The organism is Cyclobacteriaceae bacterium (assembly GCA_030584025.1).
Taxonomy (GTDB): domain Bacteria; phylum Bacteroidota; class Bacteroidia; order Cytophagales; family Cyclobacteriaceae; genus UBA2336.
In genome coordinates, this window is sequence record CP129487.1 from 970,567 (window position 1) to 982,792 (window position 12,226).

Annotated in this window: 20 protein-coding genes; 14 read left to right on the forward strand and 6 right to left on the reverse strand. The window is 44.8% G+C overall.

Annotation, left to right across the window (positions count from 1 at the left end):
• Nucleotide 1 precedes the first annotated feature (1 nt).
• From QY309_04685 to QY309_04715, 7 genes are read left to right on the forward strand one after another with little or no spacing between them, the layout of a single operon-like run.
• A complete protein-coding gene (locus QY309_04685; GenBank protein WKZ60777.1) occupies nt 2-289 on the forward strand; it encodes a hypothetical protein in 288 nt (95 codons plus the stop codon).
• Nucleotides 282-446 (forward strand): hypothetical protein, encoded by a 165-nt coding sequence (locus tag QY309_04690; GenBank protein ID WKZ60778.1) that lies wholly within the window; start codon nt 282-284, stop codon nt 444-446. The genes QY309_04685 and QY309_04690 overlap by 8 nt, the downstream gene beginning before the upstream one ends.
• Entirely contained in the window at nt 443-1,312 is an 870-nt protein-coding gene (locus tag QY309_04695; GenBank protein ID WKZ60779.1) for a phage Gp37/Gp68 family protein, read from the forward strand. Before QY309_04690 ends, QY309_04695 begins: the two co-directional genes overlap by 4 nt.
• Entirely contained in the window at nt 1,309-1,548 is a 240-nt protein-coding gene (locus QY309_04700; GenBank protein ID WKZ60780.1) for a hypothetical protein, read from the forward strand. The genes QY309_04695 and QY309_04700 overlap by 4 nt, the downstream gene beginning before the upstream one ends.
• A gap of 13 nt (nt 1,549-1,561) precedes the next feature.
• Nucleotides 1,562-1,714, forward strand: coding sequence for a hypothetical protein (locus QY309_04705; protein ID WKZ60781.1), 153 nt, complete (start codon nt 1,562-1,564; stop codon nt 1,712-1,714).
• The gene (gene dnaG / locus QY309_04710; GenBank protein WKZ60782.1) at nt 1,711-2,823 is read left to right on the forward strand and encodes a DNA primase; all 1,113 of its coding nucleotides are present in this window, start codon (nt 1,711-1,713) and stop codon (nt 2,821-2,823) included. Before QY309_04705 ends, dnaG begins: the two co-directional genes overlap by 4 nt.
• An 18-nt stretch (nt 2,824-2,841) precedes the next feature.
• Nucleotides 2,842-4,713, forward strand: coding sequence for a hypothetical protein (locus QY309_04715; GenBank protein WKZ60783.1), 1,872 nt, complete (start codon nt 2,842-2,844; stop codon nt 4,711-4,713).
• A gap of 325 nt (nt 4,714-5,038) precedes the next feature.
• Here QY309_04715 and QY309_04720 read toward each other — a convergent pair whose 3' ends face one another.
• From QY309_04720 to QY309_04745, 6 genes are all read right to left on the reverse strand, one after another.
• Entirely contained in the window at nt 5,039-5,284 is a 246-nt protein-coding gene (locus QY309_04720; protein WKZ60784.1) for a hypothetical protein, read from the reverse strand.
• A 55-nt stretch (nt 5,285-5,339) separates the two neighbouring features.
• On the reverse strand, nt 5,340-5,546 hold the full coding sequence (locus QY309_04725) for a hypothetical protein (GenBank protein ID WKZ60785.1): 207 nt from the start codon (nt 5,544-5,546) through the stop codon (nt 5,340-5,342).
• 284 nt (nt 5,547-5,830) lie between these two features.
• Nucleotides 5,831-6,433 (reverse strand): DNA methyltransferase, encoded by a 603-nt coding sequence (locus tag QY309_04730; protein WKZ60786.1) that lies wholly within the window; start codon nt 6,431-6,433, stop codon nt 5,831-5,833.
• Between the two features lie 320 nt (nt 6,434-6,753).
• Nucleotides 6,754-7,170, reverse strand: a complete 417-nt coding sequence (locus tag QY309_04735; protein WKZ60787.1) for a hypothetical protein — start codon at nt 7,168-7,170, stop codon at nt 6,754-6,756.
• Nucleotides 7,171-7,381: 211 nt separating this feature from the next.
• Nucleotides 7,382-7,549 (reverse strand): hypothetical protein, encoded by a 168-nt coding sequence (locus QY309_04740; GenBank protein ID WKZ60788.1) that lies wholly within the window; start codon nt 7,547-7,549, stop codon nt 7,382-7,384.
• A gap of 70 nt (nt 7,550-7,619) precedes the next feature.
• Entirely contained in the window at nt 7,620-7,814 is a 195-nt protein-coding gene (locus tag QY309_04745) for a hypothetical protein (protein ID WKZ60789.1), read from the reverse strand.
• 198 nt (nt 7,815-8,012) lie between these two features.
• Here QY309_04745 and QY309_04750 point away from each other — a divergent pair, with 198 nt between their 5' ends.
• The 7 genes from QY309_04750 (at nt 8,013) to QY309_04780 (ending at nt 12,225) form a co-directional block, all read left to right on the forward strand.
• A complete protein-coding gene (locus tag QY309_04750) occupies nt 8,013-8,534 on the forward strand; it encodes a hypothetical protein (protein WKZ60790.1) in 522 nt (173 codons plus the stop codon).
• On the forward strand, nt 8,524-9,651 hold the full coding sequence (locus QY309_04755) for a hypothetical protein (GenBank protein WKZ60791.1): 1,128 nt from the start codon (nt 8,524-8,526) through the stop codon (nt 9,649-9,651). The genes QY309_04750 and QY309_04755 overlap by 11 nt, the downstream gene beginning before the upstream one ends.
• A gap of 10 nt (nt 9,652-9,661) precedes the next feature.
• A complete protein-coding gene (locus tag QY309_04760; protein WKZ60792.1) occupies nt 9,662-9,910 on the forward strand; it encodes a hypothetical protein in 249 nt (82 codons plus the stop codon).
• 88 nt (nt 9,911-9,998) lie between these two features.
• A complete protein-coding gene (locus tag QY309_04765) occupies nt 9,999-10,559 on the forward strand; it encodes a hypothetical protein (protein ID WKZ60793.1) in 561 nt (186 codons plus the stop codon).
• Nucleotides 10,560-10,653: 94 nt separating this feature from the next.
• Nucleotides 10,654-11,418 carry a hypothetical protein gene (locus QY309_04770; GenBank protein ID WKZ60794.1) on the forward strand — a complete coding sequence of 255 codons (765 nt, stop codon included), beginning with the start codon at nt 10,654-10,656 and terminating at the stop codon, nt 11,416-11,418.
• Between the two features lie 105 nt (nt 11,419-11,523).
• Nucleotides 11,524-11,919: a hypothetical protein gene (locus QY309_04775; protein ID WKZ60795.1), complete on the forward strand. Its 396-nt coding sequence runs from the start codon at nt 11,524-11,526 to the stop codon at nt 11,917-11,919.
• 12 nt (nt 11,920-11,931) lie between these two features.
• Nucleotides 11,932-12,225 (forward strand): hypothetical protein, encoded by a 294-nt coding sequence (locus tag QY309_04780; GenBank protein ID WKZ60796.1) that lies wholly within the window; start codon nt 11,932-11,934, stop codon nt 12,223-12,225.
• Nucleotide 12,226: the final 1 nt, after the last annotated feature.

Consider the following 12,226-nt stretch of genomic DNA (forward strand, 5'->3'; position numbering starts at 1 on the left):
CATGAGAAATTTTTGTAAGAAAGTGAAGCAATTTTTTTACGGCAAAGAAATTTTGATGGCGTTATACGATAGGCGTACACAAGTAATGACCATACATTATACCAACGAAACCACGGAAAAATACAAAGGCAGTGGCACGGTTTGGTATTTACTTCCATTGATGAAGCGTTGCGAAACATACCAGGAAGGCATGTTGTGTAAAATTTGGGAGTACATTTTAGAATGGGGTAACCCATACCCGATTGCACACCAAAAGCATGAACCACAAATTGCTAAAAGCCATGAGTAAACACGCCCGCATAAGACGCGCCAAACAGCTTACCAACTTTGTGGCTGAGCTGGAGCAACAGCGCACCCGGCTAAAAGCAAAAGTAATTACCGCCTTTGTAGCCGGTGCCGTATTCGGTTTTGTGTTCTATCACTTTTTAACCCTGTTAACGCCATGAACAAAACAACAATTGAATGGACTGACTACACCTGGAACCCCGTAACCGGGTGCACCAAAGTATCGCAAGGCTGCAAAAACTGTTATGCCGAAACCATTGCCAACCGCTTTTGGGGCGATCGGAAATTTACCGATGTAATGACGCACCCTGAGCGATTTGATCAAATACGCATGAATGACAAAAAATGGGATGGTAAAAAGGTTTTCGTGTGCAGCATGAGTGATTTATTTCATCCGCATGTGCCTTTCAATTTTATCGCAGATGTGTTCCGTGAATTTTGGTATTTACCGAATACTACTTTTCAAATTCTAACTAAAAGACCTGACATAGCGCTTGATTTTTTCCAGTCGAAAGCAAACGACTTGAGGTTTATTATGCCAATGGATAACGTTTGGATTGGCACAAGCTGCGAAGATCAGGCCACAGCAAACGAACGCATACCCCTGCTACTGCAAATACCCGCGGCCGTGCGTTTCCTTTCATGCGAACCGCTTTTAGGTCCAATTGATTTATCCGCATACTTATCCCCCCTGGAGGGGGGCAAGGGGGGTGTTCATTGGGTAATAGCCGGTGGCGAAAGCGGCCACGGTGCCAGGCCCATGCACCCCGATTGGGTGCGCTCGCTACGCGATCAGTGCGCAAGCGCAAACGTGCCGTTCTTTTTTAAGCAGTGGGGCGAGTGGGCAACATGGACGGACGTGGCAGAAAATTCCGAAACAACTTTTGATTTAGATAAAATTGATAAGTACAAGTGTACGGTCATTGATGAAGAAAGTAAACATCCTATTCTACTCTACAAAGTAGGTAAGAAAATTTCCGGCAACACACTCGATGGCAAACAACACCTTGAATTTCCGAAGCTATGAAACCAAAAATTAAAATTAAGTTGGTTGGCGATAATGCTTTTTATTGGATTGATGCCAACCAATTTACACGTATTACCCGTATTCCGCTTTCAGATGAAAAACCTGTTGGTTTAGCCTACAATATCAATGGTGAGTTAAGGCTTACTGGCGCTGGTAGATTATTTACGCTTCGCAATTCATCTCAAAAAGTAATGCAGGAAATAATTGCGGCCGTAAATGCCACAGTAGGTCTATAAAAAAGTAAATCCAATGAAATTCCCCATACGCATACTATCCAAACGCCTGCACCTGGAGCAAACACTGGCCGCCAAAGGTGCCGACCGTTTTGCACCCAAGCGCGTGAAGGAACTCAAAGAAGCTATTGAACTTTTACAAACACAAAAACAGCAAATCAGCAAATGATTTCACCCGGCACCATTGAACGCATACGCGAATTACCTGTGTACGACATAATCAGTCGGTACATTGACCTGAAACGCGCAGGCGCAAACTATACGGCACTAAGCCCGTTCACCAGCGAAAAAACACCATCGTTTTACGTAGTGCCGGCAAAAAATATTTTTAAATGTTTCAGCACGGGCAAGGGTGGCGATGCCATACGCTTTGTAATGGAGCTGAACAACATGGATTTTGTTTCGGCCATTGTTGACATTGCCGGCAAAGTGGGCGAACGTGTGGAGTATGAAGAAACCGAAAAGGCTACCGAACAACAAACCGAACGCGAACAACTGTACAAAATTATGCTGGCCGCTTCCAGGCGTTACAACGAACAGCTAAACGCTTTACACAATACACACCCGGCAGCGCTGGAGCTGGCCAACCGGCAATTCACCAACGACACCGTGGCACAATGGCAAATTGGTTGGGCACCGGGCGATGTTTCCGGTGGCTATACACCCGATGCCTGGAAGTTTTTAACCAGCATCCTGCACGAAAAAGCGCTAATCGGGCCAGCGCTTAAAATCGGGTTGGTAACCGAAAAGGATAAAGTAGTGTATGATACCTTCCGCAATCGCATTATGTTTCCCATCCACAACCATTTGGGCCGAGTAGTCGGGTTTGGTGGCCGGGCCTTAACACCCGATAAGTACAACCCCAAATACATGAACAGCCCCGAAAGTGTGCTATTTGATAAAAAGCGTGTGTTGTTTGGCCTGCACTATGCGCAGCAAGCCATACGCACCGTAAAGTGGGCCGGGTTAGTTGAAGGGTACACCGATGTAATCAGCTTTCACCAGGCCGGGCACGAAAACACCGTAGGTACCTGTGGCACAGCCTTAACACCTGAACAATGTGCCCTGCTTAAAAAGTACACCAACAAGGTGGTGTTATTCCCGGATCCGGATGCCGCTGGAGAAGCCAGCGCACTGCGCAGCATTGATTTACTTACCCAACACGGTTTTGAAACCGCCATTGTGCCCATGCCCAAAACCGATGATGGAAAAAAGATAGATCCGGATGAATTGATAAGGGCTTTTGCCAATGTTAAACATGAACCCGAAACCGTATAACCATTTTTTTATTTGCCCATGTTCAACGGATGCACTTCACTTGCCGATTACATTCAACGCCACCAACAAGATGGTGTACTTTGGAAAGCCGATAAGCTGCTGGCCAACATTGAAAACCCAATCATTAAAAACGACCGGGTTGAAGATATTGCCCGCACCCTGGCACACATACCCAAACCCGTAGCCCGCGAAGCATACGCCAAACAAATCGGCAAGCAATACAACATAAGCTGGCCAACGTTTAAAAAACTCATTGATGATTTTATTGCCATCCACAAGCGCAGCGATGAAATTAAGGTGCGCAAAAACAAGGTTAACACCCTGGAAGGCGACCCCACACGCTGGCCGTTTTTTATCGAACAAATTGCGCTGAATAAAGACAGTGAAGAAGTTTTTAAAGGTGTTGAAATTGACCTGGAAAAATTCATTGCCTTACTGGCCAGCTTTGGTTTTACCCGCTACGAAACCGGCAACACACCCAACAGCAAAGAAGATAGCTTTGCGTTTGTACGTTTAGATGGTAACGTAATCCGCAACGTTTCACGCCAGCAAATAATCGACTTCATTGAAAATTTTATCCGAAAGGAATACAACTTTGAAAAATGCCACTACGTGGATAGCTCCATTTTGCTCAATAAGTTTTACAAGGGCATGAAAACGTTGTTCAACAAAGATTTATTTGCCCGCGTGCGCACCGATCAACCCATAATTATCAACAAAGACACACCCGCCAACACGTACTTTTATTTTCGCAACGGGTTTGTAACCGTTACCCGTAGCAGCATTACCATGCAACCGTATGAAGAAATGAACGGCAGCGTATGGGATACCCAAATGCTGGACCGTGATTTTAAACTGATCGACCTGGATGCACCTGAGCGCGAAGCCGAAAAATATCCGAAAGGTGTATTTGCCGATTTTTGTTGGCAGATAAGCGGGCATAACGTTAACCGTTTTCAAAGTTTGTGCAGCATTATCGGCTACCTGCTGCATGACTTTTACGAATACAAATTGAAGGCCGTATTGCTTACCGATAGTAGTTTAAGCGAAGCCAGCGAAGGCCGTACCGGTAAAACACTTTTCGCCAAATGCCTGGGCTACGTGCGCAGCTACACCGAAATAAACGGAAAGGATTTTGACAGTGGCAACAAAAACAAATACGAAGATGTTACCCTGGGCACGCAGGTAGTACACCTGAACGATGTAAAAACCCGTGGCCGTTTCAAATTTGATTTTGAAGATGTGTTTAACGATGTAACCGAAGGCATGATTGTTAACGCCAAATACATGACACCCTTCAGGCAGTTTGCAAAAATGATTATTAGCACCAATAAAACGCTAAACATAATCGGGGCCAGCCAGCGCGACCGTATTATTGAATTCGAAATGAGCGATTTTTTTGGCGAAGATCGCAGCCCACACCAATACTATGGCCAGTGGTTTGGCCGCGATTGGGATGAAACCGAATGGAGCTTGTTTGATAACTTTATTTGCTTTTGTGCGCAGCTATTTTTGAAGGAAGGTTTGATTATGCCGGAAACCATTAACCTGGAGGCCCGCAAGCTAATGAACCACACGGCCACAGAATTTATTGATTTTATGAGCGATTGCCGCGAAGTGATTGAACGCACCGGCAAGCCGTTTGAAAATTACCGCTTCAACGGCACCATGACTACCACCACCAGTTTCGAAGATTTTGAATTTGATAAGCGCCAACTGTACGAATACTTTTTGCAAACCAACACAGATTTTAAGAGCTGGTTAACCAGCAAAAAATTCAATACCTGGTTGCACCAGTATGCTGAGCTGCATTTAAAAATAAAACACCCGCGCGATTGGCGCAGCAATGGCGCAGGGTACATACAATTCCGGCCGGATCCGGAAAAATAAGTGAAAGGGCGAAAGCCCTTTTTTTATTGGATTCACTCTATATATATAGCCTTTACACCCACTTTATAATAATTTAGTAAAAATAAAGACTGAATTAAGGTAATAAACTGAAATACAAGTAATTAGATCAGTCTTTATCCAGTCTTTATCCAGTCGCCATCAAAACCCATAGCGACTGAAAGCCGGTGCGCAGTCGCCATCAGTCGCCATCAAAACCAATCGCGACTGGATAAAGACTGCAATAACGACTGCAAAAAACGCTTAAAACAAGCTGGAAACGCCATTTTTTGGCATATCAGTCGCCATTTTTCAAAAAAAGTAGTGATCAAGAAATTTCTGCAGAAAAACCGTGCGCCAATACCGTACATGCACCATGCTGCGCACAAAAAAAGCCGTTGGCAAACGGCTTTGGTGCATGTACTGAATTATTGTGTGCCATTTGGCTGCCTACGAGGTGGCGCGCTGCCGTTGACACAAACCCACATGCCCGTGCGCAAGCGGCCACCCAACGCGCACGCCAAACGTAAGCTGCCCCACCCACGTCCGACACTTCGCAGCCACACAACACCATGTTTGCGTCAGGCTTAGTGACAGGATATCGAATGACGTTTTTGGCAACATAAAACTTAAATTTTCCCGCACACTATTTTTACTTCATGTACCGTACCACTTGTCATGTGTCTCACCTCTCTCACTTTTCCGTGATGGCTTTCAAAAATTATCACCTCATCTATTCTTGGAATAGGTAAATGTTTTGGGTAATCAAATAGCCCCGGTACACTGTCAATTTCAAGTGTGATAAATGTTGTTGGTTTTTTAGTGAATATTCCCATCGCTCAAAAATTTAAGTTTTATGTTTAGTGTTTTAAAAATAGTTTCATCAATACTTATCGCCCGAACGCAAACACCAGAGGCATTATAGGCAAGTTTTTTTCCTCTGAGTTGTCGCACCCATGCCGGAGGCCGCGCAAACCCGCCCACATGTGCGCCAAGCCAACGCGCCCAAAAACCAGCCTATAACACTGTGTATAACCAATGCAAAAAGGCGTTGACGTGTGTGCTTCGTAGTGAAGTTCAGTGAAAGAAAAATATTTTTAAATGCCCCCGCGCTCATAGGTTAAAACATTGAGATTTGAGCAAGTGATTGAGATACCCGAATACAGGCTGCTTCATATATTTGCTTATCAATTTCAGTAGCGGTAAGGTTTACTTTATACTCACTGCAAGCTATTGCAATTGAGCCGCTTCCTAAATGAGTATCTAAAACTCTATCATTTTCTTTTGCAAAACTATTTAAAATCCATTGGTAAAGTTTAACGGGTTTTTGAGTTGGGTGTATTTTAGTTTCTTGATTTGCCACCGCTCTATGAATGGTTTTTATTCTCATGGCTTTATCAAAAGAAGTCCAAGCCATTTCACCATCTGCTAAACTAAAATCCCTTTGCCCTTTATCCCATATCAACCAACATTCAGAAGGCGGCAATAGGTTTGCAAAATAGTTTCCGCCCCAAATGATTTGATTTTTAGACACGCGCTGAAGTTCCGCAAAGTATTCGGGTTTTGGTATTTCTAAATTCCACCCTTTGTTACACTTCTCCCAATCAATACTTTGGTTCCACCCATTTTTAGCGGACCTACCACCGGACAAATTATTCCCGTATGGAGGGTCCACTATTGCCAAGTCAAAGTGTTTATCAGGAACACCCTTCATATACTCCATGCAATCAATATTCAGTAATTCAATTCCCCCGCTTCGCATTTAAAAATATTTTTAGTGTGTGTTTCATAGTTACTATTGTGTTCGCCTTTTTGCACTGGTTATACACTTGATACATTATAGGCAAGTTTTTTCCTCTGAGTTGTCGCACCCATGCCGGAGGCCGCGCGATCCAGCCCACATGTGCGCCAAGCCAACGCGCCCAAAAACCAGCCTATAACAACGTGTATATGTCATAAAATAGGCGTTGAAGTTTTGTTCTTCGATTGAAGTGTGGTGAAGGCAAAAAGAGAAAATTAAAGCCCCCACCGCACGACAAATAATTAATCTTCGGTTTCAATAAAATCATCTGGGTCAAATTTCCAACCTTCAATAAATCCATCTTCGTTAACACTCATGATAATGTAATCACCATAACCAGGTTCTTTTGGTGACATACATTTTGGAACGTAACCTTCACGCTCTTGAATTACATTACCTTCATCATCTTTCAGTGTATAAACACCTTCATCACATACTTTAAAATGAATGTCGGCTTTTACCCCTTTCTGCCAGTTGGTAATTTGTCCAGTTTCAATATCAATTTCTGGACACCAGCAAGCACCTTTTTTACATGGTGTTAGCGTTCCCTCTTTATCATCAACACCATTAATAGTTGCATCATCCCAATAGCGCACATTTGCCTGAACTGAAAGAGTTTTCAATTCGACTTCTTTTTCAATTTTTACAGTAGCTTTCATAATTGTGAGTTTCCGCCCTCCGGCTTTAATTTTCTTTTTGCTGTTCAGTGTTTTGTAGATAGTTCGTGTTCGCCCATTTTACGCCATATACACTTGATACATTGGCAACAATGCCGCCACCCTCAATAACCTTCGGGCGCAGAGCTTTTTCCCTCGGTTGCCCACGCTTCGTGGCGGCACAGTTGCCAACACCAAGTTTGCACCATTGCGACTATTTTTCATTTTTTTCTGGCTGGCTTGGTTCTGACTCAGGGATGGTGATTACCTTACAGCATGATTTGATTTCGTCATAAGTTAGCCCCGTCACGTCCATAACTATATCTATTGGGGTGAGGCCATCAGGCTCCTCGCTCATAAATCCTATTACAAATTCATCCATATATTTTAGTTTAGTGTTTCAAATCCGCCAGCCAATAGGAGCAACGGTGCAAACTATTGGGGCATTAGCGTTAACCGTTAAGCAATTCGCTTACTTTCTTCAATTGCTCAGGTGTACCGTATTTGGTTACAAACAATTCCAGCTCCAGGGGTGTAAGTGCGCAACTGTGCATAATACCAATGCGCTTTAACCAACACGAAATGGTTTGTTTGTCTACCCCGTAAAGTTGGCCCAATCGGGTACGGGTTTGGATCAGTTTCGGCATGTGCTTCAGGGTTTAAAGTGTGCCATTTACACTATAAAAATAGTTAAAATTAAGCTCAATTCATAACAAATAGGGCGTAACCGGTGCCGGTAAATAAAACCTGCGCATATTACGTGCGCATTCGATTCTTTTTGGAGCTTATGTACAGGGGTAAAGGAGAAAAGGCGGTGAAAGCCGCCTTTTTTTAAACAACTTGAAATGACTACAACGGCAAAAGTATTGATCGTTACGGGCCTGGGAGCAGCCGCCTTTGTTTTATTGAAAGGGGCGCAAAAGGCTAAAGCATGGGCCGGCCAAATTACCGTACAGCTTATCGACTTTTTTCAGCCTTCTATAAAAGATAATGTGTTTACCCTGCCGGTAAAGCTGCGCATCAACAACCCAAGCCCATTGTATGCACCCATTCAAAGTGCCTCACTAAAAATGTTCTATTTGAAAAATGGCATGTATGTGCCCTTTGGCCAGGCACCACCCACACAAGGTTTTAACATCAACCCTAACGATAGCACCGATGTTACTTTGTTTCCTCAAATTAACCTGAAGGCGTTCAATCCTTTTTCCGGATCAAACACACTAAACAATTTACTATCCGTATTGAGCAATCAAAACCCGTTGCTGGATGTAAAGCTGGAATTAACGGTAACCATTACCGGCATACCCATTACGCAGGATATTTTCAAACAGGTGTATTTAAAACAGCTTTTCAAAAATGTGGCATAACCTGTTACAACATCTTGGCCTGGTACCCGGTGGCGCACGCAGCGTAAAGCCTATGCCTGCGAATTTGCGCGGCCTGGTACCAAAGCCTGCCGACAATAATGTAACGGTAAAACCATCCGTGCCCGATGTTGAAAAAGACACCATGCCGCTGATCATCGACAAGGTAAAGCGTACACTATGGCAAACAAAAAAGCTGGCGGCACACCTGAAGGGCGCAACACTTGAACAAACGTTGCGCAACAACAGTCATTTTATTTTGGATTACATCGCCTATAAAAAAGATGATCCAAAGCACGAACAAATACGAAGCCCCAGGCGATTGGTACACGATTTAGCAGGCGACTGCGATTGTTTTGCTGTGTTGCTGGCATCATTACTGACCAACCAGGGCATAAAGTTTAAATATCGCATTACGCGCTATTCGGGCAAAGAGTGGAGCCACATATACATTGTGGTACCGAAAGACCAGCGCAACGAAAACATTGAGCTAACCAACCGCACGCAATACTACGTGCTGGATCCGGTAACCAACCAGCACAATTACGAAGTTGATTTTACAGCTAAAAAGGATTTTCCTATGGCATTACAATATTTAGATGGTGTAGGCATGGGCACATTGGGCCAATGCAGCACCCCAACCGTGGCACAAAAAAGCGTAGAAGAATTAAGCAAGCTGCGCACATACGTAGACAATGCCACCATTAAGCAACAAGGTTTTGTACCTACTGAAGAATTTTTACAGGATAACGGCATACCATATGAAGTAGCCATTAACCCAACCACCAACGGCAGCTTTTTAAAGGTTGATACGCCACAAGGCACCGTTAACGTGCCCACCATTATTACAAAAACCGAAGCCGATCAAATTAACCAGGCTATTCACCAACCGGTGGCCGTAAAAAAACCAATTGACCAGGTACAAACCACTGCGCAGCCTGTTCAAGAAACTGCGCAACCCACACAACCCGAAGTAAAAGAAGCCGGCACCAACTGGTGGGGTTTGTTGATGGTTGCCGGTGTTGCGTTAAGCGCCATGAAAAACAATGGATCCGGCACGGGATTACCACCCGGTTTAGGTGGCGTAAAGCGCAAAAAAATAAAAGTGTTACACCTCTAAAATTAAAAGCATGAGTAAGCAAGTAATTTTTTTAAACGAAGGTCCGCACCACGGAACCGAAATAGAAGTTGAACCCGTTGCCATTGGCGAACACTTTGAGCACAACGGTTGCGTGTACCGAAACATTGATAATAAGTACGCGCAGTTTTGTCGTAAGGCAAGTGCGCAAGTAAAGGCACCCAAAAAACCACAAGCGCCAAAGGCACCTAAAGCACCTAAAGGGCCAAAGCAACCAAAAGTAAAAAAACCAAAGGCATAAGCCTGAAAAGCATCACCGTGCCGTTGGCTAAGGCACCCGAAGCCAAAAGCACGTGATAAAACGAAGTGTAAATTTTAATCATCTGAAAATGAAAGTTGAAGCAACTGTAAAAAAAGTAACGGCACCCGCAGCAAAGTTTGGGGCCGGTGTTGCCGGTTTAGTTATCGGTAACATGGTAGTAAGCAGAATACCGGATCTGACCTTTTTGGCACGTATTCCGGTGGTGGGCAACTTCCTGAGCAAAGTAGCTCCAGGCGTTGCAGTAATGTTTCTTGCGCTGTTAGCCGACAAGAAATTCAAAAATGATTTGGTGCAGTCCGGTGCGTTTGCGTTAGGGCTGGTGGGTTTTATCAATGCCGTTAAGCGCCTTACCGCAGGTGGTGCCGAGGGTTCATTTATGGCCCGTGTACACAGCGCACTGCCTACCGGTTTGGGTGGCGTAAGCCAGGGCCATGCCGTTAATTCAGGGCACTACCCCCCAACACACTGGACCGAAAGCAATGCAGCTTACGACCGTATACCGGGTAAGGTAAGTGGTTTAGGTAATGCGTATGCGCTTGAAGGCGCAGGCACCCCCGGATCAACTGCGTTTAAGCTTGAAGGCTTTGGCCGGTTAGGCAATGCCTACCAGCTTGAAGGCCGCAGGTAAAAAAAATTCTCCAACTCCCCAAACCCCGTACAAAAAAAGCAACCGAAAAAAGAATCGATAAAAATGAACGTGAAACCAAAATTTTTAAAACGACATGAAATCTCGAAACCTTTTCTTTTTTGTTGCAATGGCCATAACGCTGGTTGCAACTATTGTTCTTGGACCTGAAGCATTGGTAAATGGCCTGGTGGCTGGTGTATCACTTGCCGGCATGACTATCATTCCTGCGCAACTTATTGTTGATGGTCAGGAAGTACCACCACTTACCCGCGCTCAGAAAAAACTGTATGACTACATCCGTATGAAGGGTAACGCAATTACGTTGGATGCCCTGCGCGGTGGCGCTATCAAGTGGGATAACATTACCTATTACATCCGCAGAGCAATTACCGGTTTAAGTGGTCGCCAGGCGTTGATCAATGCCGCAACCAGCGAAAGCGTAGGTATTAGCAATTTGGATAAAGGACAACTACCACAGTATTACAACTTCTGCTATGATCGCATTGAAGTAGGTTACACAACTGATAACACCAGCGCATCACTTAGCCCCGCAGCATTAGCCGGATACAGCTCAGTATTATCCTCAATGGATGATGCCCTGCGCAACGGTGAATTGATTGTGCAGCTTAACCGCGAAGTGCAGATTGAAAGCCCCGTAACCGACTACGGATCAAAAGCAGCCGTTAGTGGCGGAAGCGCCTTGAACTTTGACGGTGGCGAACTGGCCGACCCGCAGGTATGGGTTGAGCAACTTCAGGTTGAAGTGGATATTAACCTGGCCGGTACTGTGCCAAGTGCAGCCAACACTACTTACGCCATGGAAGTATTGTTTAAAGGTTGCCAGGCCCGCCTGCGCTAAAAAATTTCAGCAAAGCAGTGTAAGCAAATTTCCCTTTGTCTTCACCGGTGGGTGGGGCCAAAGGGAAAATTTAAAACAACACCCACCAACTGAAATTTTGAAGCAATGGAAAGACAATATCGCAGGCAGGTTATTGAGCTTGGCCAAAGTGCCAACGCTACTGCCAATTCAATTATAGAAACCAGTGTGCAGCTTGATCGCGATTACAACCGCATCATTGCCATTGGCTTTTTTGAAACCGCCAACGGTGGCGCTGCTGCCGGCCTCTACAACGTAGGTGCCCGCGACAAGCGCAGAACATGGGTTGACGACATTAACATTAACGCCTGGAACGCCAACAGTGGCGTAGGCCCGGACGATAAAATGATGAAAGTCAACATTCCGTATGCCAGTGGCGATAATTTCTATGGCCGCGTAACACCAACCGTAAACACCAACACAGCCCTAACCGGCCAAATGGTTTTACTGCTGGCCCGCGACCTTACTGAATTACCCAAGTAAAAAGCCACACACATGGGAAGTTTGCGCATTAACGAAATTGCCGTTAACCAGGCAACACACAGCCCGCAAGATGCCATTGGCCTTGATGAAGATGTGGTTGCCGTAGTTATACGCAATGCCTTTGATAGTACCCAATATATGATGGTGGGCTGGAATCAGCCCGCCAACATGGGTAACTACATACCACCAGCCACGAGCTTGCAATACGGTTTTGAAGGCTTCGACATTGCTGGCAATAAACTGTACATCAAATGGGATGGCACAAGTGGCGGAAAAGCATTGATTACCGTTTACTCAAAGTGTTAAC

Excerpts from the sequence above, each read along its gene's own strand:
- QY309_04685 (WKZ60777.1), top strand. The coding sequence starts at position 2 with ATGAGAAATTTTTGTAAGAAAGTGAAGCAATTTTTTTACGGCAAAGAA.
- QY309_04690 (WKZ60778.1), top strand. The coding sequence starts at position 282 with ATGAGTAAACACGCCCGCATAAGACGCGCCAAACAGCTTACCAACTTT.
- QY309_04695 (WKZ60779.1), top strand. The coding sequence starts at position 443 with ATGAACAAAACAACAATTGAATGGACTGACTACACCTGGAACCCCGTA.
- QY309_04700 (WKZ60780.1), top strand. The coding sequence starts at position 1,309 with ATGAAACCAAAAATTAAAATTAAGTTGGTTGGCGATAATGCTTTTTAT.
- QY309_04705 (WKZ60781.1), top strand. The coding sequence starts at position 1,562 with ATGAAATTCCCCATACGCATACTATCCAAACGCCTGCACCTGGAGCAA.
- dnaG (WKZ60782.1), top strand. The coding sequence starts at position 1,711 with ATGATTTCACCCGGCACCATTGAACGCATACGCGAATTACCTGTGTAC.
- QY309_04715 (WKZ60783.1), top strand. The coding sequence starts at position 2,842 with ATGTTCAACGGATGCACTTCACTTGCCGATTACATTCAACGCCACCAA.
- QY309_04720 (WKZ60784.1), bottom strand. The coding sequence starts at position 5,284 with ATGGTGTTGTGTGGCTGCGAAGTGTCGGACGTGGGTGGGGCAGCTTAC.
- QY309_04725 (WKZ60785.1), bottom strand. The coding sequence starts at position 5,546 with ATGGGAATATTCACTAAAAAACCAACAACATTTATCACACTTGAAATT.
- QY309_04730 (WKZ60786.1), bottom strand. The coding sequence starts at position 6,433 with ATGGAGTATATGAAGGGTGTTCCTGATAAACACTTTGACTTGGCAATA.
- QY309_04735 (WKZ60787.1), bottom strand. The coding sequence starts at position 7,170 with ATGAAAGCTACTGTAAAAATTGAAAAAGAAGTCGAATTGAAAACTCTT.
- QY309_04740 (WKZ60788.1), bottom strand. The coding sequence starts at position 7,549 with ATGGATGAATTTGTAATAGGATTTATGAGCGAGGAGCCTGATGGCCTC.
- QY309_04745 (WKZ60789.1), bottom strand. The coding sequence starts at position 7,814 with ATGCCGAAACTGATCCAAACCCGTACCCGATTGGGCCAACTTTACGGG.
- QY309_04750 (WKZ60790.1), top strand. The coding sequence starts at position 8,013 with ATGACTACAACGGCAAAAGTATTGATCGTTACGGGCCTGGGAGCAGCC.
- QY309_04755 (WKZ60791.1), top strand. The coding sequence starts at position 8,524 with ATGTGGCATAACCTGTTACAACATCTTGGCCTGGTACCCGGTGGCGCA.
- QY309_04760 (WKZ60792.1), top strand. The coding sequence starts at position 9,662 with ATGAGTAAGCAAGTAATTTTTTTAAACGAAGGTCCGCACCACGGAACC.
- QY309_04765 (WKZ60793.1), top strand. The coding sequence starts at position 9,999 with ATGAAAGTTGAAGCAACTGTAAAAAAAGTAACGGCACCCGCAGCAAAG.
- QY309_04770 (WKZ60794.1), top strand. The coding sequence starts at position 10,654 with ATGAAATCTCGAAACCTTTTCTTTTTTGTTGCAATGGCCATAACGCTG.
- QY309_04775 (WKZ60795.1), top strand. The coding sequence starts at position 11,524 with ATGGAAAGACAATATCGCAGGCAGGTTATTGAGCTTGGCCAAAGTGCC.
- QY309_04780 (WKZ60796.1), top strand. The coding sequence starts at position 11,932 with ATGGGAAGTTTGCGCATTAACGAAATTGCCGTTAACCAGGCAACACAC.